The 24,285-nt window shown below is 66.4% G+C and carries 21 protein-coding genes; 6 read left to right on the top strand and 15 right to left on the bottom strand.

Going from position 1 to position 24,285, the window contains the following annotated elements; genetic code table 11:
- Positions 1 to 95: 95 nt before the first annotated feature.
- From guaA to ACFVYC_RS01085, 6 genes are all read right to left on the bottom strand, one after another.
- Positions 96 to 1,685 carry a glutamine-hydrolyzing GMP synthase gene (gene guaA / locus ACFVYC_RS01110; RefSeq protein WP_387545634.1) on the bottom strand — a complete coding sequence of 530 codons (1,590 nt, stop codon included), beginning with the start codon at positions 1,683 to 1,685 and terminating at the stop codon, positions 96 to 98.
- 88 nt (positions 1,686 to 1,773) lie between these two features.
- Entirely contained in the window at positions 1,774 to 2,298 is a 525-nt protein-coding gene (locus tag ACFVYC_RS01105; RefSeq protein WP_387545631.1) for a DUF3817 domain-containing protein, read from the bottom strand.
- Entirely contained in the window at positions 2,295 to 3,131 is an 837-nt protein-coding gene (locus ACFVYC_RS01100; RefSeq protein ID WP_387545628.1) for an SURF1 family protein, read from the bottom strand. The genes ACFVYC_RS01105 and ACFVYC_RS01100 overlap by 4 nt, the downstream gene beginning before the upstream one ends.
- Positions 3,132 to 3,235: 104 nt before the next feature.
- Positions 3,236 to 3,724, bottom strand: coding sequence for a PTS sugar transporter subunit IIA (locus ACFVYC_RS01095; RefSeq protein ID WP_307094404.1), 489 nt, complete (start codon positions 3,722 to 3,724; stop codon positions 3,236 to 3,238).
- Between the two features lie 41 nt (positions 3,725 to 3,765).
- Positions 3,766 to 5,505 carry a glycerol-3-phosphate dehydrogenase/oxidase gene (locus ACFVYC_RS01090; RefSeq protein ID WP_387545626.1) on the bottom strand — a complete coding sequence of 580 codons (1,740 nt, stop codon included), beginning with the start codon at positions 5,503 to 5,505 and terminating at the stop codon, positions 3,766 to 3,768.
- A gap of 103 nt (positions 5,506 to 5,608) precedes the next feature.
- A complete protein-coding gene (locus tag ACFVYC_RS01085) occupies positions 5,609 to 6,745 on the bottom strand; it encodes a GuaB3 family IMP dehydrogenase-related protein (protein WP_387545625.1) in 1,137 nt (378 codons plus the stop codon).
- A 133-nt stretch (positions 6,746 to 6,878) separates the two neighbouring features.
- On the opposite strand from ACFVYC_RS01085, the gene ACFVYC_RS01080 reads away from it, so the two are divergent.
- The 4 genes from ACFVYC_RS01080 (at position 6,879) to ACFVYC_RS01065 (ending at position 9,763) form a co-directional block, all read left to right on the top strand.
- Entirely contained in the window at positions 6,879 to 7,748 is an 870-nt protein-coding gene (locus ACFVYC_RS01080; protein ID WP_387545623.1) for a WXG100 family type VII secretion target, read from the top strand.
- A gap of 52 nt (positions 7,749 to 7,800) precedes the next feature.
- The gene (locus ACFVYC_RS01075) at positions 7,801 to 8,439 is read left to right on the top strand and encodes a hypothetical protein (RefSeq protein ID WP_387545621.1); all 639 of its coding nucleotides are present in this window, start codon (positions 7,801 to 7,803) and stop codon (positions 8,437 to 8,439) included.
- Entirely contained in the window at positions 8,436 to 9,083 is a 648-nt protein-coding gene (locus ACFVYC_RS01070; RefSeq protein ID WP_387545619.1) for a hypothetical protein, read from the top strand. The genes ACFVYC_RS01075 and ACFVYC_RS01070 overlap by 4 nt, the downstream gene beginning before the upstream one ends.
- Positions 9,084 to 9,157: 74 nt before the next feature.
- Complete coding sequence (locus ACFVYC_RS01065; protein WP_387545616.1) at positions 9,158 to 9,763, top strand: hypothetical protein; 606 nt, start codon at positions 9,158 to 9,160, stop codon at positions 9,761 to 9,763.
- 34 nt (positions 9,764 to 9,797) lie between these two features.
- Here the strand turns inward: ACFVYC_RS01065 and ACFVYC_RS01060 are convergent, their stop codons facing one another.
- From ACFVYC_RS01060 to ACFVYC_RS01035, 6 genes are all read right to left on the bottom strand, one after another.
- Complete coding sequence (locus ACFVYC_RS01060) at positions 9,798 to 11,564, bottom strand: ABC transporter ATP-binding protein (protein WP_387545614.1); 1,767 nt, start codon at positions 11,562 to 11,564, stop codon at positions 9,798 to 9,800.
- Positions 11,565 to 11,641: 77 nt separating this feature from the next.
- A complete protein-coding gene (gene guaB / locus ACFVYC_RS01055; protein ID WP_050054391.1) occupies positions 11,642 to 13,153 on the bottom strand; it encodes an IMP dehydrogenase in 1,512 nt (503 codons plus the stop codon).
- 214 nt (positions 13,154 to 13,367) lie between these two features.
- Positions 13,368 to 15,446 carry an acyltransferase family protein gene (locus ACFVYC_RS01050; RefSeq protein WP_387545612.1) on the bottom strand — a complete coding sequence of 693 codons (2,079 nt, stop codon included), beginning with the start codon at positions 15,444 to 15,446 and terminating at the stop codon, positions 13,368 to 13,370.
- Positions 15,447 to 15,483: 37 nt separating this feature from the next.
- Positions 15,484 to 16,563 carry a flavin-containing monooxygenase gene (locus ACFVYC_RS01045; RefSeq protein WP_387545610.1) on the bottom strand — a complete coding sequence of 360 codons (1,080 nt, stop codon included), beginning with the start codon at positions 16,561 to 16,563 and terminating at the stop codon, positions 15,484 to 15,486.
- Positions 16,564 to 16,734: 171 nt separating this feature from the next.
- The gene (locus tag ACFVYC_RS01040; RefSeq protein WP_387545608.1) at positions 16,735 to 18,369 is read right to left on the bottom strand and encodes a LuxR C-terminal-related transcriptional regulator; all 1,635 of its coding nucleotides are present in this window, start codon (positions 18,367 to 18,369) and stop codon (positions 16,735 to 16,737) included.
- A gap of 208 nt (positions 18,370 to 18,577) precedes the next feature.
- Positions 18,578 to 20,101 carry an ATP-dependent DNA ligase gene (locus tag ACFVYC_RS01035; RefSeq protein WP_387545605.1) on the bottom strand — a complete coding sequence of 508 codons (1,524 nt, stop codon included), beginning with the start codon at positions 20,099 to 20,101 and terminating at the stop codon, positions 18,578 to 18,580.
- Positions 20,102 to 20,160: 59 nt separating this feature from the next.
- Between ACFVYC_RS01035 and ACFVYC_RS01030 the strand changes: the two genes are divergently transcribed.
- A complete protein-coding gene (locus ACFVYC_RS01030) occupies positions 20,161 to 20,763 on the top strand; it encodes a dihydrofolate reductase family protein (protein ID WP_387545603.1) in 603 nt (200 codons plus the stop codon).
- Positions 20,764 to 20,834: 71 nt separating this feature from the next.
- Here the strand turns inward: ACFVYC_RS01030 and groL are convergent, their stop codons facing one another.
- Together groL and groES are read right to left on the bottom strand one after the other, a co-directional pair.
- On the bottom strand, positions 20,835 to 22,445 hold the full coding sequence (groL, locus tag ACFVYC_RS01025; protein ID WP_387545601.1) for a chaperonin GroEL: 1,611 nt from the start codon (positions 22,443 to 22,445) through the stop codon (positions 20,835 to 20,837).
- A 77-nt stretch (positions 22,446 to 22,522) separates the two neighbouring features.
- Positions 22,523 to 22,816: a co-chaperone GroES gene (groES, locus tag ACFVYC_RS01020; protein ID WP_003805290.1), complete on the bottom strand. Its 294-nt coding sequence runs from the start codon at positions 22,814 to 22,816 to the stop codon at positions 22,523 to 22,525.
- Between the two features lie 225 nt (positions 22,817 to 23,041).
- On the opposite strand from groES, the gene ACFVYC_RS01015 reads away from it, so the two are divergent.
- A complete protein-coding gene (locus tag ACFVYC_RS01015) occupies positions 23,042 to 23,977 on the top strand; it encodes a DMT family transporter (protein WP_387545599.1) in 936 nt (311 codons plus the stop codon).
- Here ACFVYC_RS01015 and ACFVYC_RS01010 read toward each other — a convergent pair.
- The gene (locus ACFVYC_RS01010; RefSeq protein ID WP_387545597.1) at positions 23,902 to 24,279 is read right to left on the bottom strand and encodes a hypothetical protein; all 378 of its coding nucleotides are present in this window, start codon (positions 24,277 to 24,279) and stop codon (positions 23,902 to 23,904) included. The genes ACFVYC_RS01015 and ACFVYC_RS01010 overlap by 76 nt on opposite strands.
- Positions 24,280 to 24,285: the final 6 nt, after the last annotated feature.

Here is a 24,285-nt window from a genome sequence, read left to right as displayed (position 1 = left end):
GAGACCGCAACACGGGACCGGGCCAAATTGCGGAGGTTTTCGCTGCGGAGACAGCAGTGGCCGGCCTCCTTCCCGGAGGCCGGCCACTTATGGTGCTATTCCCACTCGATGGTTCCCGGCGGTTTGCTGGTGACGTCGAGCACCACGCGGTTGACGCCGTCCACCTCGTTGGTGATCCGGTTCGAGATCCTGGCCAGGAGCTCGTACGGCAGCCGTGACCAGTCCGCGGTCATGGCGTCTTCCGAGGAAACAGGACGGAGCACGATGGGGTGGCCGTACGTGCGGCCGTCGCCCATAACGCCCACGCTGCGGACGTCGGCGAGCAGGACCACCGGCATCTGCCAGACTTCGTTGTCCAGCCCGGCTGCGGTGAGTTCCGCCCGGGCAATGGCGTCGGCCTTGCGCAGCAGGTCCAGCCGTTCCTTGGTGACCTCACCGACAATGCGGATTCCAAGTCCCGGTCCGGGGAAGGGCTGGCGGCCCACAATTTCCTGCGGCAGACCCAGTTGGGCACCTACAGCGCGGACCTCGTCCTTGAAGAGGGCCCGGAGCGGCTCCACGAGCTCGAACTGCAGGTCCTCAGGCAGGCCGCCCACGTTGTGGTGGCTCTTGATGTTCGCCGCGCCTTCACCGCCGCCGGATTCGACAACGTCCGGGTACAGGGTGCCCTGGACCAGGAACTTGATCTTTTCGCCGTGGGCGGCTGCCTCGGCGATGATGGCAAGTTCGGCCTCTTCGAAGGCGCGGATGAATTCGCGGCCGATGATCTTGCGCTTGGTTTCCGGATCGCTGACGCCGGCAAGGGCGGCCTGGAAGCGTTCCTGCTCGTTGGCGACGTAGAGCTTGACGCCGGTGGCGGCGACGAAGTCGCGTTCCACCTGTTCAGCTTCGCCTTCGCGCAGCAGGCCATGATCCACAAAAACGCAGGTGAGCTGATCGCCCACGGCGCGCTGGACAAGGGCGGCGGCGACGGCGGAGTCAACCCCGCCGGACAGGCCGCAGATGACCCTGGCATCGCCGATCTGCTTGCGGATGCGCTCCACCTGCTCTTCGAGGATGTTGCCGGTGGTCCAGTTTGGTTCCAGCCGGGCACCTTTGAAGAGGAAGTTCTCCAGGACCTGCTGGCCGTAGGCGGAGTGCTTGACCTCGGGGTGCCACTGGACCCCAAACAGGCCCTTTTCCTCGTTGGCGAAGGCAGCTACTTCAGCACCCGCCGTCGTCGCCAGGACTTCAAAGCCCTCCGGCGCCGTGTGCACCGAGTCGCCGTGGCTCATCCAGGTGTTCTGGTGCTGGGGCATGCCCTCGAGGACCGAACGGCCCTCACCGAGGATGGTGGTTTCCGTGGAGCCGTACTCCCGCAGCCCGGTCTTGTCCACCTTGCCGCCGAGGGCGTTGGCCATCGCCTGGAAGCCGTAGCAGATGCCGAAGACGGGGACGCCAGCCTCGAAAAGGTCGGCACCGACGCTGGGTGCACCGTCAGCATAGACGCTGGAGGGCCCCCCCGAAAGGATGATGGCGGCGGGGTTCTTGGCCAGGAGCTGCTCGGTTGTGTAGGTATGCGGAACCACTTCCGAATACACATTCGCTTCCCGGACGCGGCGGGCAATCAGCTGCGCGTACTGGGCACCGTAGTCAACAACCAGCACCGGCTTCTGGGAAGTCTGGGATGCAGTGGGAGTAGTCACCGTACTAGCCTACTGGCCGCCGTTGCACCGGCGCACCTTGAGAAGCCGCGCTGTGACGCAGCGAACTCCCCAGCGTTGCTGCGGCTTCCTAGTACCGCTGCGGCGCCTGGGGATTCGCGGCGAGCTCTGCCTCAACTTCGGCGTGGAACTTCTTCTCCACAATGAAGGACAGGAACGGGATGACGCCGCCCAGTGCCAGCAGGATCATTTTCAGGAACGGCCACCGCATCAGTGACCAGAGCCGGAAGTTCGAGACCAGGTACACCACGTACATCCAGCCGTGCACAATCAGGACGGCAACGGACAGGTTGACTCCGCCCAGTACCCCCCGCGGTTCAGCCTCGGCGAACCCGAAGCCGAAAGGCTGGCCGGTGGCGGCGTTCGTGCCGCCGGCGAAGAGGTACTGCCCGAACCCGTACCGGGCGATCAGTTCGGCGCAGAGCAGCAGCAGCATGGTGCCCGTGAGGTAGGCCAGCAGCTTGTAGAACTTCAGGGCCGAGCGGATCTGCGCCTCGGTGCCGCCAAAGCGGCGCTTCTTGCCGGAAGCCTTGCCGGCCGTGGCGCTGCCTGTGTTGGTGCCTGCGGCGGGGGTTGCGGGTTTCGGATCAATCATGGCTGTACCTTTTGCTGGTTCTGTTCGGGGAGTAGCGGGGTCTCGTCATCGTCGTCGAGGCTTTCCTCGAGGTCCCGGTGGTAGTCGTCCTTGACCAGCCGCCACCAGATGAAGAGCGCAAAGCCGGCGAAGACAACCCACTCCAGGGAGTAGAAGAGGTTAAGCCAGTTGATCTGCTGAGCGGGCGGCTGCGGGCCGATCTGCAGGGGAAGAAGGTCCCCCGGCACTGCCGCGGGGCTGACGTCCGCACCCTCAGCGATTTCCGAGGTGGCAGCAACAAAGCCGGGATAGCTGCTGATTTCCCAGTAATTGATCAGCTCGGCCACCGAAACCGCGGTGGCTTCCCCGGGTGCTGCGGCCGTCCCTGCCAAGGGCGCTTCGGACGGCAGCAGCCGTCCGGTGAGTTCAACGGTGCCCGACGGCGGCGCCGGGGCATCTGTGGGATCTGCCACCCATCCCCGGGCCACCGGGATCCACGTCAGGGGCGACGCCGCAACACCGCTGAGGGCGGGGGCGCCGGTGACGGCGAAGGCGGAGACCACCCAGTAGCCGGTCTTGCCTTCGTGCAGGCGGCCCGGGACCAGGACCTGCCGTGCCGGATCATAGGTGCCCTGCGCGCTGACCATTTGGTCGGCGTCGGTGCCGTGGAAGAAGTCGCCGGGCTCAAGCGTTTCGGTCAGCGGCTGCACCTGCTCGGTGGCCGGGTTGACCGGCACTTCCGGTTGGGTGGAGCGTCCGAACTGCCATTGGCTGAGCAGCACGAAGACCCCGGAAATGACGATCGCGAGGATGAAACCTACGATCCATCGGGGTTTGAGGGCAGTTTTCCACACGTCTTAACCGTACTTCGTCCCGCTGTAGAACAACTAAACGCCGAGGGCGGGCGCCCTCCCGCACGGCAGCAGCACCACACGGGAAGGGCGCCGTGACCGGTGCGTCAGTGGTCGAAAAACACCAGGCTGGAATTGATGAGCTCCGCGATCACTTCTGCGTCATAGGCGCGGCGCAGCGATTCGCGGAATGACTCCTTGGACAATGAGCGGGCCAGTGTTGCCAGGACCTCGAGGTGGTCGGAGAAGGAACTGGCAGGGGTGGCAATCAGCAGGATTACCGTGGCCGGACCGTCTGCGGCACCGAAGTCCAGCGCGTGGCCGTATTTGGCAATACCCACCGCTATTGAGGTGCGGGACACAAATTCACTGCGGGCATGGGGCAGGCCGATCCCGCCCGGCAGTCCGGTGGCCAGCTGGTGCTCGCGCGCGTTGACGTGTTTGAGGAATCCGGGCAGGTCCGATACCCGTCCGGCGGCGAAGAGACGTTCCGCCAGCTGGGTGGCAGCGTCCGCCTTGTCCGATGCCTCAAGCTCCAGGATCACCATTTCAGGTGTGGTGAGGCCGGCATCATACCGGTCAAGTGGTTCCGCCAAGGCGTGTCCCTTCAGTCAGCAAAGCTGGTGCGGCGCGCCCCTCAGCGCAAGGGCACGATGTCTTCCACACCCAGGCGGGCGGCGTCTGCGGATTCGTCGTCCGGCTGTTGCTGGCTGAGGCGTTCCGCCTCTACCCGTGCAATGTAGTGCCTTACCTCGTTTTCACGTTGGGCGTCACTCCAGCCAAGGACGTCACCCATCAGTTTAGCGACTACCGGTACGGCAGACACGCCACGGTCCCAGGCCTCGATGGAAATCCTGGTCCGCCGGGTCAGGACGTCGTTGACATGGCGGGCGCCCTCGTGGCTTGCCGCGTACACCGCTTCCGCCTGCAGGTAGTCATCGGCGCCGGGGATCGGCTCCGCCAAAGCAGGGTCCTCCGCGATGATGGCCAGCACCTCGGGCGTCAGGGACCCGTACCGGTTCAGCAGGTGCTCAATCCTGGCCACGTGGACGCCTGATTCCTCCGCCGTGCGGTTCCTTCGGTTCCAGGCGGCCTTGTAGCCGCTCGCCCCCAGCAGCGGGATGGTTTCCGTGCAGCTGGGCGGTACCCGCTCGTCCATGGTGCGGGTGGCCTCGTCCACGGCGTCCTTGGCCATGACCCGGTACGTGGTCCACTTGCCGCCGGCCACCACCACCAGGCCGGGGACGGGGTGCGCCACCACATGTTCCCGCGACAGCTTGGCGGTGGAGTCGTTTTCCCCGGCCAGCAGCGGGCGCAGGCCGGCGTACACACCTTCCACATCTTCGCGGGTGAGCGGGCGCTTCAAGACCTTGTTGACGTGTTCCAGGATGTAGTCGATGTCCTTGCTGGACGCGGCCGGATGGGCCTTGTCCAGGTGCCAGTCCGTGTCAGTGGTGCCGATAATCCAGTGCCGGCCCCAGGGAATGACGAACAGCACAGATTTTTCGGTGCGGAGGATCAGGCCCACGGTGGACTGGAAACGGTCCCGCGGAACCACCAGGTGGATTCCCTTGGATGCCCGGACCTTCAGCTGGCCGCGGTCGGTGACCATTGCCTGCGTTTCGTCCGTCCAGACTCCGGTGGCGTTAATGACCTGCTTGGCGCGGATGTTGAACTGCGTCCCGTCCTCGTGGTTGACCACCTTCGCCCCCACCACGCGTTCGCCTTCGCGCAGGAAGTCCACTACCGCCATCTGGTTCACCGCATGGGCACCGTAGTAGGCAGCTGTCCTGATGAGGTTGGCGCAGTATTTCGCGTCGTCCACCTGGCCGTCGTAGTACCGGATGGACCCCACGAAAGCGTCGTTCTTGAGGCTCGGGGCGGCCCGCAGCGTCCCCCGCCTGGTGAGGTGCTTATGGAACGGCACTCCCCTGCTGTGGCCACTGGAGACGGACATGGCGTCGTACAGGGCAATGCCGGCACCAACGTAGGGGCGCTCGAAGAAGGGTTTCGTCAGCGGATACAGGAACGGCACCGGCCGGGCCAGGTGCGGCGCCAGTTCGGAGAGCAGCAGCCCGCGCTCCTGCAATGCCTCCTTGACCAGGCCAAAGTCGAGCATTTCCAGGTAGCGAAGGCCGCCGTGGATGAGCTTCGAGGACCTGGACGACGTGCCGGCAGCCCAGTCGCTGGCCTCGACGATGCCCACGTCCAGTCCACGGGTGACCGCGTCAAGGGCCGCACCGGTACCCACGATGCCGCCGCCGACAATCAGGATGTCCAGTTCCTGGCCCGGCTCCGCGGTTGCACGCAGCCGCTGGATGGCTGCTTCCCTGGCTGCGGGGCCCAGGGCCCCGCCGTTAGCAGGAACACTCTTCATCGAACGCCTCCAGTGCCACTAGTCCCGGTAGTGAACCCACCCTACTTCGTTGCGGCACGCTTGGGCAGGGCGGCAGGAACCAATTGGGGCCTCCCGCCGCCGGTCAGTTTCCTGCGTAGGGGGAAACCACGACGTCGACCCGCTGGAATTCCTTCAGGTCCGAATAGCCGGTGGTCGCCATGGAGCGGCGGAGCGCGCCGATGAGGTTGGAGGTTCCGTTGGTGTGGTGGCCAGGTCCGAAAAGCACCTCTTCGAGCGGACCAACGGTACCGACGTTGGCGCGGTCGCCCCGTGGCAGTTCCAGGTGGTGGGCTTCCTGCCCCCAGTGCCAGCCCTTGCCGGGTGCCTCATCCGCCCTGGCCAGCGCGCTGCCCAGCATCACGGCATCGGCGCCCATGGCAATCGCCTTGACGATATCGCCCGAGCTGCCCATGCCGCCGTCGGCAATCACATGGACGTAGCGGCCGCCGGACTCGTCCATGTAATCGCGGCGGGCTGCGGCGACGTCGGAAATTGCCGACGCCATCGGCGAGTGGATGCCCAGGGCACGGCGGGTCGTGGTGGTGGCGCCGCCGCCAAAGCCAACCAGCACGCCGGCAGCACCGGTGCGCATCAGGTGCAGCGCCGGTGTGTAGCCCGCCGCGCCGCCTACGATCACGGGGACGTCCAGTTCGTAGATGAACTGCTTGAGGTTCAGCGGCTCGTGGTCCTTGGAGACGTGCTCGGCGGACACGGTGGTGCCGCGGATAACAAAAATGTCGACGCCGGCGGCCACCACGGTCTTGTAGTGTTCCTGCGTGCGCTGCGGGGTGAGTGATCCGGCCACAGTCACGCCGGCGGCGCGCATCTCGGCCAGGCGGGACGTGATCAATTCCGGCTGGATGGGGGCCTTGTACAGGTCCTGCATCCGCCCCGTCACGGCCGGGCTGTTGGTCTCGTCCTGGAGGGCGCCGATTTCGTCGAGGACGGGCTGCGGGTCCTCGTACCTGGTCCAGAGGCCCTCGAGGTCAAGGACGCCGAGGCCGCCAAGCCGGCCCAGGGCGATAGCCGTTGCCGGAGACATGGCCGAATCCATGGGCGCTGCGATGACGGGCATGCTGAACTGATAGGCGTCGATCTGCCAGGAGACGGAGACGTCCTTGGGGTCGCGGGTACGACGGTTGGGGACAATCGCAATGTCATCCAGGGAGTAGGCACGACGCCCACGCTTGCCACGGCCGATCTCGATCTCGTAAGTCACTGCTCTAGGTTATCCCAGCCGGGGCACCCCCTATGGGCAGCGGTGCCCATGGCAGCTGCCGGAAGAAGTCCGTAACCTAAGGTCAGGGGGCTTCGATGAACGCTTCCGTGCGCGATTCCAAGGAGAACTAACTATGGCCCCTGGCCTTTACGGTGCCGACATTGAGCAGTTGCGGTCCTTGTCCAAAACCATGGGCCTCTCCGGGTCCCGCTTGATGGAAACGGAACGCCGGATCAGCAGCCTGGTCTCAAGCGCTGGATGGAAGGGCAACGACGCTCTCCACTTCCGCCGAGAATGGAGTGACACGTGGCGCCCCATGATGAACAGGACCTCGCAGTCGCTGATCGATGCCTCCAAAATGCTCCTCACGCAGGCCGACGAGCAGGAAAATGCCAGCACCAGTAGCGGCGGAGATTCAAGTCCCGGCGGGGCGGCCAATCCGCCCAGCCCTGGAGCATCGGGAACCACGCCGTCCATCGGGCTTGAGGGCGTCCTCTCCGTTGCTGGAAGCCCCGGATGGTGGGCCGCCAACGCCGCGGTGACCGGGGCCGGCCTCTACACGGACAACCTCCTGGCAACCATGGCCAAGGGCGGCCTCCTCACGAAACTGACCAACTGGCCCTGGCTGACAGCACAGTATGCCCAGACTCCCGGGGTTGGCTACGTTCGGGGAACACAGGTTCTCAACGGCACGTCCATGCTGGGACGCCTTTCCGGCGGGCTGGGCGTGGCCACCGGGTTGCTTCAAATCGGACAAGGCGCCACCACGGGCAACACGGGGATGGTGCTCGACGGCAGCATCTCCACTGTTTTGGCGGCGGGAAGCTTCATCCCTGGTGCCGGTCCCTTCTTCGCGGTTGCCGGGATAGCCTGGGGTGGCATGGGCCTCCTTGCCACGAACCTGGGATACGGTTCAGCCTCCGAGATGGTCGGAGATGCGGCCAAAAAGACCGTCGATGCTGTAGCCGACGGCGCCAAGAAAGTCTGGGGCTGGCTCACCTGACCGCCGGGCTTCCCTAGAATGACATCCGAGACCTGTCTACCCAAAGGCTGCTGTGACCACTCAAGAAGACTCACCCCTGCTCATCACCGAACACGAACTCATTGCCCTGATCGCCCTGGCGGGAACCAGCGGAGCGCTGAAGTGCCAGAGCCTGTTCAGGCTTGACCATGCGGCCGGCGCACCCCTTGAGCAGGCGGGTGTGGCTACCCTCCTGGAACGCGGGCTTATGACAGTTGAAGGGGAGGGCCTCCTGCCGGCGGGTCCTGCCACCGCCGTTGCAGCGATCCTTGCAGACTCCGACGCGTGGCTGGAGGTCGCTTTGGTGACGCCGAAGTCGGAGCATGTCTACTTCCTCTTCGGTTCCGGTGACGCCGCCCTGATCCTCAGCCTCAGCAAGTACGGTGTCCACGAGCTGCGCCCCTTGACCAATGCCGATGGCATGTTCACCACCGCCGTCGAGATGGTCAGCTTCTACCTTGGCACCGCGCCGGATGGCCGCCCGGCGGCGGGCACGCTCCGCCGGCACGTTGCGGACGGCACCTTCCACGCAGTCCATATCAAGGCTGCGGCGGATGGTTCCCTGGAGATAGCCACCGGCGATGCCGCACAACCTGCCCGCACTGCCCTGAGGCCGGAAGACCTGGAGGACCGGCTGCGCCAGGGTTTGGGTTTGGGCCTTAGGACGGCATGACACATCCCGTTCCCTTCCCTGCCAGCCTGCCCTCACATTCCCTCGATCATTGGCTCTCCCCGGAACTGGCCCGGGTCAGTCCCCCGAACGCGCCGTCGCGGTTGCGGCAGCTAGCGGACGCCCAGGGCACCCTGGCGGCGGGCTGGAGCAGCGCCATCGCCGGCGGACCAGTCCTTGCCCTGGCCGGCGCGTTCTTCTCAGCCACGTCAGGAAACCCGGCCGCGGTGCTGGTCCTCGGCGCGCTGGGGGCCGCCCTGCTGGTGCTCGGCCTCTTCTCCTGGAAGCGGGTCCGGGCCACCCTGCCAAACACCGACCGGATCCTTATAACCCGTGGCCCCGGATCGGCCCGCGGCGGCATCGTCACGGTGTCAGTGCTGGCCGCCATGGGGGGTGGGATCCTGTCCTTGTTCCTGCCGGCGGCCGCTGCAAGGGGCAACGCCACCGTGGTACTGCTGGCAGGCTGCTTTCTGCTCACCCTTGCCCTCCTGGTGGCCTGCATATTGGTCCCTTCGGCAGTGATGGGCCGGGCGCGGCAGTCCTTCCGGCTGCGGGTCCAGGCAAACCCCGGACTCCGGAGTGCTGTGGAAGCCGACCTGGCGACCTGGCGCGACCCCTACGGCAACGCCGGTTACGGCCCGCTCTAAGCGCCGGCGGACACACGGGATGCGATCCTCCTGACGCCGCCCGCCGAACCCGCCGGGTTGGCTACAGTGGCCAGATGGCAGAACGATGGATCTTCGACGGGCACATCGCCGGCATCGGCACGTCCTCCGGCCTGCGGGCAGTGGTGGGCATGTGGCAGGAGTCGCCGTTCGGTTCCTTTGCGGACGTGATGCTCCAACAGCCTTCCGGGCATCGGCTGCTGCTGGCGCCCACCATGGAGGTGGCTGACTTCGTCTCCAGTACTTACAGCTTCGACGAGGTGCGTGTTGTGGACGTGGCCGCGACCTGGGATCACGCTGGCCTTGCAGCCGACGCCGGTCCTCTGGTAATCCGCGCGGTCGTGGGAGCCAGGACTATCCTGGGGAGCGCACTCCGGGCAGTCCCCAGGCCTCTCGCCGTCCACCCCCGCTGGCTGGGCGCCGTCAGCCCACTGGCTGCGCTGGTAGCCCCGGGTGCGCGGACGTTCGGCACCGCCGGAGGCGGCCGGCTTGAGTATTACGGGGTGAGCGACCTCCACAACATCAGGTCCGCCGCCGTTCGCTGGAACGGCACCGACGCGGGCGCGCTGGCGCCCATCAAACCTGCGGTTACCTTTGGTTTCAGCAGTGTCCCGCCGCGGCCAACCATTGCACGGGTCCGCACCACGGTGGTGGAGAAGTAGCTCAATCGCCGCCAGGACCGGGACGCCGCCGGACTCAGGCGCCTTCGGACTCCTCTACAGTCAGCTGCGATTCAAACATCCGAAAGTAGCGCCCCCTCAGTGCCACGAGTTCGGTGTGGGTGCCCTCTTCCACGATCTGCCCGTCTTCGAGCATGTACACGATGTCGGCCTTTTCGATGGTGGCCAGCCGGTGGCTGATGGCGATGATGGTGCTGCTCCGGTCCGCGAAGAGGCGGGTGAAGATGCGGTGCTCGGCCAGGGCATCAATGGCCGACGTGGGTTCGTCCATCACCATAAACGAGGCATCCCGGTAGAAGTTGCGAGCCATAGCCAGCCGCTGCCACTGGCCACCGCTGAGCCCGCTGCCTTTCCGGCCGCGGGGATCCTCCATCCAGTTGCTGACGTGGTTGTCCAGCCCGTTGGGCAGTTTATTGATGAAGTCCAGGGCCTCGGCATCCCCGGCGGCCCGGCGGACGCGGTCATCGTCCCGCGGTGAGTCGACGTCGCCGAAGTAGATGTTCTCCGCGGCTGTGGCGAACTCATACTTGAGGAACTCCTGGCTCAGCACGGCCAGGTGGCGGTGCCAGGAGGTCACGTCGACGGCGGCGAGGTCCACGTCGTCGAGCATTACCTGGCCCGAGTCCGGGCGGTAGAGGCCGGCCAGGATCCGGATGAGGGTGGACTTTCCGGCGCCGTTTTCCCCCACGATAGCGATGTGCTGGCCTTCGCGGATGGTCATGCTGATGCCCCGGATCACCTCGATGTCGCTGCCGGTGTACGTGAAGCGGATGTCCTTCAGCTCCACTGTCTTCGGGGATTCCAGCAGCGGGGGTGCGTGCTCGGAATGCACCGGCAGGGCCATAAACAGCTCATAGTCCTTGAGGTTTGCGTGGTCCTCGTCGATGGAGCTGAGGGACGAGACGAGGTTGTTGGCCGTGGACAGCGCCCGGCTGACGATCTGCTGCACGTACAGGAACTGGCCGACAGGCTGGGCGCGGGCGATGATCTGCCCCACCACCCAGATCAGCGAGACCACCTCCGCGCCATACTGCAGGGCGTCGGCGGCGAGCTGCTTGGGGATGTAGCGACGCTGGAAATCAAGACGGCGGCGCTCGTCTGCGTCCCGAAGGCGGGAACGGAAGTCCATCAGGAAGCCCACGATGCCGTAGAGGCGCATCTCGGCTATGTGCTGCGGCCGGAGCAGGTTCTGTTCGATCATCCGGCGCTGCCGCCGGGAATCCACCTGCGTGTTCCAGTGCGCAATCTGCTCCCGGGACAGCTTGAACTGCAGGTACACGCTGGGCACGATGGCCACCAGGACGATCACCGCGATCCACCAGCTGACCAGCAGCAGCGCGCCGATGGCGAGGATGACCGAGACGAGCTGGGTAAAGATCGCCGCGATCCGGTCCAATACACGCGCGTAGGAGTCGGAGAACCTTTTGGCGCGGTCGTACAGGTCCACGGTTTCTTTGTCGTCGTAGCGCCAGAATTCCAGCGCAAGGAACCGCTCGTACATCTGGTCGCCCACGATGGCGCCCACCTTGAAACTCATAAGCTGCTGGATGTAGCGGTCCACGCTGTTGAATGCACCCCAGAACAGGCCCAGGGCGGCGGTGATGATGACGTAGACAATGGCCAACTGCCCGGCTTCCGCGTCACCGGCGTACGCAGCGGCCAGCGCGGTGGTGGTGAGCGCAGCGAAGTAGGTGGTCACCAGCGGCAGCACGGCCGAGATCAGCGAGCCGAGCACTTTCATCACCACAGCGCCCGGGGAGGCACGGAAGCTGACGCGCAGCACTTGGGCTACCGCCCGGGCATACGGGCGAAGGGCCAGCCGGCGAGGCGGCTGGCCCTTCGTTTTATCCCCTGCCGTTGTCAGCGCGATCCGTAGTTCGGCGCCTCGACGGTCATCTGGATATCGTGCGGGTGCGATTCCTTCAGCCCTGCCGGGGTGATCCGGACAAACTTGCCTCGGGCCTTCAGCTCAGGGACGGTGGGGGCACCCGTGTAGAACATGGTCTGGCGCAGGCCGCCCACCAGCTGGTACGCCACGGACGCCAACGGTCCGCGGTAGGCCACACGGCCCTCGATGCCTTCGGGGATCAGTTTGTCGTCGCCGGAGACGTCCGCCTGGAAGTAGCGGTCCTTGGAGTAGGACGTGTTCTTGCCGCGGGACTGCATGGCGCCGAGGGAGCCCATGCCGCGGTAGGACTTGAACTGCTTGCCGTTGACGAAGATCAGTTCACCCGGAGATTCGTCGCAGCCGGCCAGGAGGGAGCCCAGCATTACGGTGTCGGCGCCGGCAACGAGGGCCTTGCCGATGTCGCCGGAGTACTGCAGGCCGCCGTCGGCGATCAGCGGAACGCCGGCGGGGATGGCTGCCTTGGCGGATTCGTAGATGGCCGTGATCTGCGGAACGCCCACGCCGGCCACCACGCGGGTGGTGCAGATGGAGCCAGGTCCCACGCCCACCTTGATGCCGTCAGCGCCGGCGTCGATCAGGGCCTGGGCGCCTTCACGGGTTGCGGCCTGGCCGCCAATGACGTCCACGTGCGCGGCGACGGGATCAGACTTGAGGCGGCGGATCATGTCCAGCACACCCTGGGAGTGGCCGTTGGCGGTGTCCACGAAGAGGGCGTCGACGCCGGCATCAACCAGTGCCATGGCGCGCTCCCAGCCGTCCCCGAAGAAGCCGATGGCTGCGCCCACGCGAAGGCGGCCTTCGTCATCCTTGGTGGCAAGCGGGTACTGCTCCGCCTTGGTGAAGTCCTTGGTGGTGATCAGGCCCTTCAACCGGCCCTGCTCGTCCACCAGCGGCAGCTTTTCGATCTTGTTGGTGGCCAGCTTGTGCGAGGCCTCCTCGCGGCTGATCCCCACGTGCCCGGTGACCAGTGGCATCTTGGTCATCACGTCGCTGACGAGCCGCAGCGGGAAATCGGACTCGGGCACAAAGCGGGTGTCGCGGTTGGTCACGATGCCCAGCAGGCGGTTGTCCTCGTCCACCACGGGCAGGCCGGACACGCGGTACTGGGCGCACAGGTCATCCAGTTCGCGCAGGGTTGCCTCGGGCCGGATGGTCAGCGGGTTGGTGATCATCCCGGACTCGCTGCGCTTGACGCGGTCCACCTGGTCCGCCTGGTCGGCGATGGACAGGTTGCGGTGCACCACGCCCAGGCCGCCCTGGCGCGCCATGGCGATGGCCATCCGGGATTCCGTCACGGTGTCCATAGCCGCGGACAGCAGGGGTGTCTGCACGGTGATGCGCTTGGAGATCCGGGAAGAGGTATCCGCCTCGGAAGGGATGACCTCGGTGTGGCCGGGCAGGAGCAGGACGTCGTCGTAGGTCAGGCCGATGAAGCCAAAGGGGTTGTGTTCGGGCTCGGTCATGAGTGCGCCTCTTACCTTGGTTGCTGTGCGGGTAGGGGTTGCAGCCGATGACCAGCCCGTCATTACGGGACTGGCCTGTGCAGAAGATTGTGCGGACCACCGCTGGATGCGGCGCTCGGGGTTCAGAAAGTGTTGAGTAAATATTAGAACCTCGACGCCGATCCCCCTATTCCAGGCAGGAATTGTGAGCAACCGCACGGCCCCGCCCGCAGCGTCAGTTCCAGCCTGTCGAGGCGAGGAGCCGCTGCTCGAACATGGGGATCATGCTTTCCACGTAGGTGCGGGTGAGGTGGTTGTCGTCCTTGTAAACGTAGACGTTCCCCACCACGCCGGGGCAGATGCCGCGGGCACAGATAAAGTCGCTCAAGTCCATCAGGTGCAGCCCCTCCACCTGGCCCGCGTAGCTGTCCAGCGGTGAGGGGTTCACCAGGGACTCCTCCAGGGACACACTGCATTCCGGCGCGTCCGGGCCGTTCCGCTGGATGCACTCAGGCATGTTGAACGTGAAGCGGGGGTTGTCCCTGATGCCGATGATCTCGATGCCGGCGTCCGCGAACGGCCGGATACCGTCCAGGTAGCCCGGGACTTCGGTCTCGAAGGGAGCTTCCTCATACGTCAGGCTTGCCACGGTGAACACGGCATCGGGCCGGTGTTCCAGGACATACGCGGCGCTGGCCCGGTTGTAGGCATTGCACTCCGCGTTCCTTTCAGGTGACTCGGCACCAAAGCGGCATGCCGGCATCAGCAGCGTCACCAGTTCCCAGCCCCGCTCAGCCGCGATCGGCGCCAGTGCCCCCAGGTACTGCTGCGAGTGGGAGTCGCCCAGGACCACGATCCGTTTGGTGGCTTCCCCCTCCGGGACCTCCTGCCGGCACCCCTTGAGAATGGGGTCGCCGGTGGCGTTGGCACCAGTGCAGGGAGCGTGGATGCCGGCCCAGTCACGGTCCAGCGCGGCCGGCCCTGGAATGATCTTTGCCTGTGGATCGGAAACCGGCGCGTTGTCCGGGCTGAGCACCGCGGCCCCCGGCGTGAGCTCCCGCGGCTGGGCCGCCGTCGCGCTTTCCTCTGCGGTGAGCGTGGTCTGCCAGACGGCCACGGGACCGGCGAGGACTGCCCCGCAGGCAACAATGACGACGGCGGTGCGCCAGGCCCGAAGTTTCGGCCAGTGCCAGTCCCGCAGCGGCCTTTCAACGAACCGCGTAGTGAGGACAGCGAGCACAACCGCTGCCCCAACGATTGCGAGGCCCTGGATCAGGTTGGGTGCCTCCACTCCGGTGGCCGCGAGCGCCAGCACCAATACCGGCCAGTGCCACAAGTACAGGGCATACGAATTGTCACCAAGCGCCACCAGCGGCTTGCTGCCCAGGAACCGGTCGACGCCGTAGCGGCTGCCGCTTTGGCCCGCGACGATGATGGCAGCCGCGGCGAGGGTGGGCCACAGCGCGACGTACCCGGGAAAGGACCGGTCCACTGTGAGCAGCAGGCCGCAGGAGATCATGGCAGCCAGTCCTGCCCAGCCCAGGACCACCCGCAGCGCCCGGGCAGGTTTCAGGTAGGGCAGCGCCAGGGCCAGGAGGGATCCCAGTGCAAACTCCCAAAGCCGGGCCCTGGTGTCGAAGTAGGCGTACGCCTGGTTCGTTGCGGTCTGCTCCACGGAGTACGCCAGCGAGAAAGCGAAGACCGCCCCGAAGACCAGCGCCAGCAATCCGCGGTAGTTCACGCGGGTAAAAGCCGGGACCCGCTGCAGCAGCACCAGCAACCCGGCAGTGCCGGCGAAAATCACTGGCCACAGGATGAACACCTGGCCCTGGATGGACAGCGACCAGAAGTGCTGGAGCGGGCTGGCGCCGGCGTGGTCCTGGGCGTAATAGTCAACAGCAGTGTCAGCGAGCAGCCAGTTCTGGCCGTAGAGCAGCGACGCCCAGGCCTGGTCCAGCACCTGCGGCCACCGGCTCTGCGGCAGGATCAGCCACGTGCCGGCCAGGACGCCGAGAATGACCACGACGGCGGCCGGCAGCAGCCGCTTGAACAGGTGCAGCCAGTGTGCCAGAAGCCCGAAGGGACGTCCTGCTTCGGCTTTTCGGACAAAGGAAAGCGTCAGCAGGAAAGCCGAGATCAGCAGGAAGATGTCCACTCCGCCGGACACCCGGCCCAGCCAGACATGATAGGCAACCACCATCAGCACGGCGAGGGCGCGGAGGCCCTGTACCTCGGGCCGGAACGTTGGTTTCCGGCCCTTGGCGTCGGCTCCGGGAAGCGTTCCGGCTGCAGCCTCTGTTCTCGCTATCGACACAAAAAGACCTCACAGGCGCATAGGCAAAACATCGATTCTACCCGTTTGGGGTTATTTTCCCTGCCAGGTACCGCGAATCCCGGCCTGCGCCGGGGAGGGTGGCGGATGCCGCAGCGTGCAGGAATTCCTGCCCCAGGAAGAACAGGCCAGGGATATCCAGAGCCACGCCCCGGTGCTGCCGGGGAAGCCCGCCGCCGTCAAGCAGGTTCGGGTCGATCCAGCTGAAGTCGTCCCGGAACCCGGTGCACCAGATGACGTTTGCGACGTCCAGCCGGGCTCCGTCCGCCAGGACCGGCTTCCCGTCCTCGACGCCGGCCACCCTCGGCCTGACCTGCACGCCGGCCGCGATCAGGTCCCTGGTCTTGGTCCTGATCAGGGGCGTGGCGTGCGCCTTGAAGGTGGGGGCCACCCTGCGTCCAACCGGCGAATCGAGCGTCAGCACGTGCAGGCCGAGGAAGCGCACGATCGGCAGGACGAAGCGGGCCGCGGCGCGCCCGTGCTTCACCGGGAGTTCGCCGCTTGGCTTTCCGGCCACGGTGGTCGGGTGCGTGCGGCCCACTTCGAGGGCAATCTCCGCCCCCGAGTTTCCCAGCCCCACCACCAGGACCGGGCCGTCCTGCAGTTGCCCTGGATTCCGGTAGTCGCCGGAGTGGAGCTGGAGCGTGGAAGGTGCCAGGTCGGCAGCGAAAGCGGGCAGCCTGGGAGCCTGGCTGACTCCGGTGGCGACGACGGCGTTGCGCGCCTCCCAGCGGCGGCCGTTGGAGGCCGCCACGAAGTGGTCGGCCTCCCGCCACAGGCGTTCCACGCGGGTTCGGTGCAGCACAGGCAGGGCGTTCCTTGCGGCATAGCCTTCCAGGTACCCGGCCACCTCGTCCTTGGTGGGGAAAGACAGCGGGTCCGCCGGAAACGGCTCGCCCGGCAGTCCGTCGTACTTCGCGGGGGTGAACACCCGGAGCGAATCCCAGCGCTGGCGCCAGGCGTCACCGGTGCGCGCGCTCGCGTCCAGGATAAGGAACTTCCGCTGCTGTTCCTTCAGGTGGTGGCCCAGGGCGAGTCCTGCCTGGCCGCCGCCGATGATGATCGTGTCCAGCATGCCGGTCACGTTGCTGTTGTTCATGGCTGCGCTCCTGTTTCAGTGATGAAGATGCCTGCGGCAGACCCCTCCCGTCCCGCTGGGCCCAGGACTGGAAGGTTCATGTCTTGAGGCTACGGGCGCAGCCAGCCGGTCCGCGTCGGGTAAAACATGCAAATTGGAGCGGGCCCTTGATGGGTAATTATGTGCAGGCACTCACCCCGCGATCCCGTGCTCAAAGGCGTACCTGGTGGCGGCTGCCCGGGAGGACAGCCCAAGCTTCAGGAAGATGTTGCTGATGTGCCGGCCCACGGTCTTTTCGCTGAGGAAAAGTGCTGCAGCGATGGCCCGGTTCCCCTGGCCGGATGCCACGAGCCGAAGCACCTCCGCTTCCCTGGGCGTCAGTGGTCCGAAGGCACCGCCGTCGGCCTTCTGCATCAGGGACGCGGCCCAGGCCGCGGCGGGAGCAGCCCGCAATTCAAGGAACTCCGAATGGGCCGCCTCAAAGTCCATCAGGGCCGAGACTTCATCACCGAGGTCCCGGCCCGCCCGCCCGATCAGGGCCCGGCAGCAGGCAGCCTCATAGGGCGCTCCAAGGTCCAGCCAGAGGTGCCAGGCCTGGCGGAGCGCCCGGGCTGCACCAGCAGGATCGCCTTCGTGCAGCCGGACCGCGCCGTCCGCCTGGCCGGCCACGGCCCGGACCATGGCCATGGGGCATTCGCGGGCAAAGGCTTCCAACTCGTCAGCCGCGCGCCTCGCTGCCTCCGGATCAGGCACGGCCAGTTCGATTTCCACCAGCGCCGGCAGCAGGGTCCGGCGGGTAGCGGCGTCGGCTGCCCCGGCTGCCCTGCGGATCATCGACTGCGCCTGCTGCTTGTCCCCGCGTGCCAAGGTGAGGAGCGCAAGACCAGGCTGTGGTTCATAGCCGGTGCGGGCCGCTTGGCGGTAGGACGCTTCGGCATCGTCCAGCTGTCCCCGCAGCCGTTCCACTTCTCCCTGCTGGTAGTAGCCTCCGTAAAGTGCCTGGGGATCACCACGCACCGCAAGTCCTTGGGCAGCTGCAGCCGCAGTGAGCGCTTCGGCCCAGGCACCGTGCAGCCGGAAAAGCTCGGCGCGGTGGGCCTGGCACTGGCCGCTGAAAAAGACCATGTCCGGGCGAGCCCTGCACCAGCGGTCCAGGGCGGCCGTCCATTCCAGGGCTCTCTCCAGGTCGAAGGCCAGGTGGCAATTAACGATGACTGCGCAGTAGGCAATACCTGAGGGAATAGGGGAAAGTTCTCCGGCAGTGACAGCCACCATGACCTCGTCGAACATCTTGAGCGCCTCGTCAGGGTGGCCCAGCATCAGGGTGGCCTGGCCTGTGCCGAGGAGACCAAGCGCGGACATGTCCTTGCTGTGGAACTGCTGGCCCAGTGCGGCAACAAGCGAAAATGTCTCCAGCGCGGCGGCCGGGTCGCCGCCATAAAGTTTGCCCAGGCCCTCGGGGAGGAACAGGAGTGCTTGCACGGCCGTGGGCCCGGCCAACTCATCCACGAGCCGCTGGCCGCGTGCCAGCCACCCTCCCGCCTGGGCATGCTGCCCCAGCAACATCAGTTGCATGCCCATCCAGCCTGCGCACCGGGCGGCACTCTCGACGTCACCGACGACCAGGTACTCCTCGTGGGCGCGGGTGAGGGTCGCCAAACCGGCGGCGCTCTCCCCCGTCAGGATTTCGGCCGTCGCCAGTCGTTCCAGGTCGGCAGCGGGCAAGCCGCCGCGCTGGTCGGCTTCGCGGAGGGTCAGGCAGGCCTCGGTCCAGCGATGTTCCTGAAAGGCCCACCTGCCGTGGTCAAGGCCCGTCTCAGCTGACATGGTGGCCTCCTGCCCGCCTACCCCAGCCGGAGTGCCGCCGTCGCGCACTGCACGCGACGTTGCCTGGCGCCGACCGTACTTAAGCGCCACCGTACGCCCGCGGCGGACGCGGGACAAGCGGCCCGGGGGCCCTGGCGAGACCCCGCTGTTGCCCGCAATCGGGGCGCCTGAGGCACGTCACACCCGGGTGGGTTCCCCCGCGCGCCTGCTACGAACGCAACAGCGAGCGCAGCGTTTGAATGGTGTCGGCTTCCGCAGCCGTCTTATCGTCGCGGTAGCGCTTGACGCGTGCGAACCGCAGCGCGATTCCGCCGGGATAGCGCGGGGATTGCTGCACGCCATCGATCGCGATCTCCACCACGGTGACGGGCTCCAGCCAGACGGTGCCCGCCGTGCGCCGCACTTCAAGCTCCTGGAACTTCTCGGTTTGCCAGCGCAGCAGGGCATCGGTGAGGCCCTTGAAGGTCTTCCCCACCATCACGAAGCTGCCGGGTTCGCCGAACTCGCCGGCGGGGTCGAGCGCTCCGAGATGCAGGTTCGACAGCAGCCCGGCGCGCCGTCCGGACCCCCACTCGCACGCGAGCACCACGAGGTCATAGGTCAGCACCGGCTTCACCTTGATCCAGTTGGAACCGCGCCGGCCGGCCGCGTAGGTTGAGCCCACGGCCTTCACCACCACCCCCTCATGCCCCGCAACGAGCGCAGCCTGCGATACTTTCTCGGCAGCCGCGGCATCCGCCGTGATCTCCCCCGGGATCCGGTATTCGGGTGCAATGCGTTCGAGCACAGCGATGCGCGTGGCCAGTGGCTCGTCCAGCAGGTCGCGGCCGTCGATGTGCAAAACGTCGAAGAACCAGGGATGCAGCAACGTGCTGCGCGCGGCGTCCGCCCCGAACCGCGACATGGTCTCCTGGAATGGCCGCGGGCCGCCGTCCTCGTCGAGGGCGAGGGTTTCGCCGTCGAGGATCACATCGTGCACCGGGAGCCCGCGCACCACCTCCACCACCTCGGGCAGCCGGTGGGTCACCTCGGCCAGGGTGCGGGTGTAGATGCGCACCTCGTCGCCGAGCCGGTGCACCTGGATGCGCGCGCCGTCGAGCTTGTATTCCACAGATGCTTCCCCCGTGGCATCGAGCGCCGCCGCTGCACTGGCGGCGGTTGAGGCGAGCATGGGCTGCACCGGCCGGCCGACGACGAGGCCAACGGCGTCGAGCTGGGCCGCCGTGCCCGTGACCGCCAGCAGGGCGGTCCCGCCGAGATCGCCGGACAGCATGGCGGCGCGGCGTACGGCGTCGACGGGCCGATCCGCGGCACGGGCAATAGCATCGGTGAGAACGCCTTCGAGCGCACCGGTGCGCAGTTCACCGAGCAGTACGCCCGAAATGAAGGCCTGCTCGCGTTCGGTGGCTGCCGCCGTCAGCGACCGGAGGGCGGCGGCGCGCTCCGCGGCCGAGCCGGCGCCTGCCGGGACGAGCAGCCGGTCCAGTGCAGCGTCGAGGTCGGCGACGGTCAGGCTGGGCTCGGCGGCCGGCTCCCCCATGGCCGCTGACATGCCGCGCCAGCCGACCCCCACCCTGCCTTGACGCGGTTTGGCGATCAGCAGGCCCACCGCCGTCGCAATGTCCCCGGCCTCAAGCCGGCGCAGCAGGTCTGCCAGCGCGGCGACCTTCGCGAGCCTGGAGCGCGTGGACGCAACAGCGTCAGTAGTCTTCACGAGCTCCTCGAGCAGCATGGCACCAGTCTGCCACGCCGGCTCTGGACAGCATCCGGGGGCAGTCTCACACTGGACGGATGGGAATCATCGTCGCGAACCTGTTCCTGACCCTCGACGGCGTCTACCAGGCGCCGGGCGGCCGCGAGGAGGACCCCGAAGGCGGCTTTGCCTTCGGTGGCTGGCAGGCGCCGGTCTCCGATAATGAGGCAGAGGCGGCCATCGAGGCCGAGGTCGGCAAGATCGACGCCCTGCTGCTCGGCCGGAAGACCTACGACATCTTCGCTTCCTACTGGCCCCACCAGTCCGACGACATCGGCGGCACGCTCAACCGCGTGCCCAAGTTCGTGGTCTCCGGCAACCTCACCGCTCCGGACTGGGCGGGCACCACAGTCCTGCCGGATGCCACGGCCGCGGGCAGGCTGCGCGAGGAATACGGGCAGGTCCACATGTTCGGCAGCGGCGTCCTTATCCGTTCCCTGCTGGCCGCAGACGTTCTCGACCGCCTGCATATCTGGCTTTACCCGGTGGCTTTGGGCCAGGGCAAGCGCCTCTTCGACGCCGGGACCGTCCCGGCAACCTTCCGCCTCGCCGAGCCGGCGCGCACCTTCCCAAAGGGAGCAGTGTCACTGGTGTACGAGCGTGCCGGCGAAGTGGAGACGCAGGAGATGGCGGCCACTTAATTCCCGCCGTCACACAAAAAACCGGCCCAGCAGGTGCTGGACCGGTTTTTTGCGGCTACAGGGCGGGGATGCTAGTGGCTGTGGCCTGCGTGCTCGTCTTCCTCGGCAGGCTTCTCCACAACGAGGGTCTCGGTGGTGAGAACCAGTGCAGCGATGGAGGCTGCGTTGCGGAGGGCTGCGCGGGTGACCTTGACGGGGTCGATGACACCGGCAGCGATCAGGTCTTCGTACTCGCCCGACTTGGCGTTGAAGCCGTTGTTGGTTTCGAGGTCGGCGACCTTGGCGGTGATGACGTAGCCATCGAAGCCGGCGTTCTGGGCGATCCAGCGCAGCGGCTGCACCAGTGCGCGGCGGACAATGCCCACAGCAGCGGCGGCGTCGCCTTCGAGTGCCTTGACGGCGGGATCCTCGTCGAGGGCCTTCAGTGCGTGGATCAGCGCGGAACCGCCACCGGCCACGATGCCTTCTTCGAGGGCAGCGCGGGTGGAGGACACTGCATCTTCGATGCGGTGCTTCTTTTCCTTCAGCTCAACCTCGGTGGCTGCGCCGACCTTGATCACGCCGATGCCGCCGGCCAGCTTGGCCAGGCGTTCCTGCAGCTTTTCCTTGTCCCAGTCGGAGTCGGTGCGGGTCAGCTCGGCACGGAGCTGGGCAACGCGTGCTGCCACGTCTTCGGCCGAACCTGCGCCGTCAACGATGGTGGTGTTGTCCTTGGTGACCGTGATGCGGCGGGCGGTACCCAGCACCTCAAGGCCAACGGTGTCCAGGCTCAGGCCCAGTTCCGGGGACACAACCTGTGCACCGGTGAGGGTGGCGATGTCCTGCAGCATGGCCTTGCGGCGGTCGCCGAAGCCGGGAGCCTTGACGGCGACAACGTTCAGGGTGCCGCGGATGCGGTTGACGATCAGCGTGGACAGGGCCTCGCCGTCGATGTCTTCGGCGATGATGAACAGCGGCTTGGAGCTCTGCAGCGCCTTTTCCAGCAGCGGCAGGAATTCCTGCACCGCGGAGATCTTGCCCTGGTTGATCAGGATGAGGGCATCCTCGAGGACTGCTTCCTGGCGTTCCGCGTCGGTGACGAAGTACGGGGACAGGTAACCCTTGTCGAACTGCATGCCCTCGGTGAGGACCAGTTCGGTCTGGGTGGTGGAGGACTCCTCGATGGTGATCACACCATCCTTGCCCACCTTGCCGAATGCCTCGGCGAGGAGCTCGCCGATCTCGTCGCTCTGGGCGGAGATTGCTGCCACGTTGGCCACCTGGGTGCCTTCAACGGGGCGGGCGTTCTCCAGCAGGCGGGCAGCAACGGCTTCAACGGAAACCTCGATGCCGCGCTTGATCTGGCCGGGAGCGGCGCCTGCCGCTACGTTGCGCAGGCCTTCCTTGACCAGGGCCTGGGCCAGGACCGTCGCGGTGGTGGTGCCGTCGCCGGCAACGTCGTTGGTCTTGGTGGCAACTTCCTTGGCCAGCTGCGCGCCAAGGTTCTCGTACGGGTCGTCCAGCTCAACTTCGCGGGCGATGGTGACGCCGTCGTTCGTGATGGTGGGCGCGCCCCACTTCTTGTCCAGGACGACGTTGCGGCCGCGCGGGCCGAGCGTCACCTTGACGGTGTTGGCGAGCTTATCGATGCCGGCTTCAAGAGACCGGCGGGCAGCGTCATTAAACGCAAGCTGCTTTGCCATGGTTTTGTCCTTTCAAGACAGAACCCCGCGCAGCTGACCAGCAGAATGCAAGACCAGCGGCACGGGGATCCGGGGAGTTACTTTACGACGATCGCCAGGACGTCGCGGGCGGACAGCACGAGGTACTCGGTGCCGCCGGTCTTGACTTCGGTTCCGCCGTACTTGGAGTAGATAACGACGTCGCCCACGGCAACGTCGACAGGAACGCGGTTGCCATCTTCGAAGCGGCCGGGGCCTACTGCAACAACTTCGCCCTCCTGGGGCTTCTCCTGCGCGGAGTCCGGGATAACCAGGCCGGAAGCCGTGGTCTGCTCGGCTTCGAGCGGGCGGACAACAATACGATCCTCAAGAGGCTTAATAGAGACCGACACTCGGACCTCTCCTTTTCGTCAGCAAATTCGTGGACTGGAAAGCTTCCCGCCGTGGCTGGCAAACCGTCGTCGCGGTGCCGGCAGCAGCCTGGCTGGCAGCTCTTCATGTGTTAGCACCCTCCTAGGGAGAGTGCTAATGAAGACTCTATGTAAGGGTTAGCACTCGGTCAAGGCGAGTGCCAGCGTTTCGTCATTGGAGTACTCGCTGCCGTGTAGGTTTGATCGGTGCGAGCCGCCGTTTACCTCATCCTTGCCAACCTGTTCTGGGCCGGAAACTTTGTGGTCGGACAGGCCGCCATGAAAACCATGGAGCCGCTCCAGCTGACGTTCTGGCGCTGGGTGATCGCGGCTGGGCCCCTCCTGCTGCTGGCCCACCTCGTGGAAAAGCCGGACTGGCGCGCGGTCCTGCGGCGCTGGCCTATCCTGCTGCTCCTGAGCGCCCTGGGCATGAGCGGCTACACCCTGCTTCTTTACAGCGCCCTGCAGAATACGTCCGCCCTGAACGCTTCCCTGGTGACGGCGGCAAACCCGGCGTTGATTATGGTGCTGGCGGTGGTCCTGCTCCGAGACAGGCCGCGCCCGCTGAGCTGGGTGGGCATTGGCCTGGGTCTCTGTGGCGTCCTGCTGGTGCTCACCGGCGGCGACCTCCAGCGGCTGTTGACCTTTTCGATCAACAAGGGCGAACTGCTGATCCTCGCTGCCATCACCGTCTGGGGCCTCTACACCATCCTCGCCCGCCGGCTGAGCGTCCCCGCAATCACCTCCACGGCCGTCCAGGTGGCGATTGCCGCCGTCGTCCTCAGCCCGCTGGCCCTCATCACGGGCGCCGGCCTGCCGGAAACCCCTGGGGAGGGCTGGTCCCTGGTGTTTATCGCCCTGTTCCCCTCACTGGGTTCGTACCTGCTCTGGAACCTGGCCCTCAAACGCACCACCCCGGCCAACGCCGGCAACTACCTGAACCTCATTGCCGTATTCACCGCCATTATCACGGTCATCCTGGGCCAGCCCATTACTGTTCCGCAGGTCCTCGGCGGCGTCCTGGTTATTTCCGGGGTGCTGCTGACCAGTGCAGGCGGCAGAGCGCCTCAGCGTCCCAGGTCGTCGAAGTCGACGTCATCGCCGGCCTCGCCGTCACCGTCCGCCGGTTTCCGCGCCCGGTAAAGAACCACGCCTGCGGCAGCTGCGGCCAGCAGGGCGAACACCAGGATGGCGATGCTGCCTGCGCGGGCGCCGTCGTACAGCCCGCGGATGTCCCGGGCTTCCTGGGTGTCGTCCGCGATGTCGTTGCCGCCTACTGAGTAGACGGTGGCGTTGAACGTGTCCAGGAAAAAGATCACCACCAGGAGCGCGATGCACACCACGGCCACCAGGGCTCCGGCGATCAGTGCCGGCCGGGCGAATCTGGCGGGGCCCCTGTCCCGGGCTGGTTCTCCGGACGGCTGGGGGCCTGCGCTCTCTTCCATGGTTTC

Origin of the sequence: Pseudarthrobacter sp. NPDC058329 (assembly GCF_042879835.1) — a bacterium.
In the GTDB taxonomy this organism is placed as follows: domain Bacteria; phylum Actinomycetota; class Actinomycetes; order Actinomycetales; family Micrococcaceae; genus Arthrobacter.
Note: the sequence above shows the minus strand (reverse complement) of the source record. Positions and strands in the feature narration are given on the sequence as shown.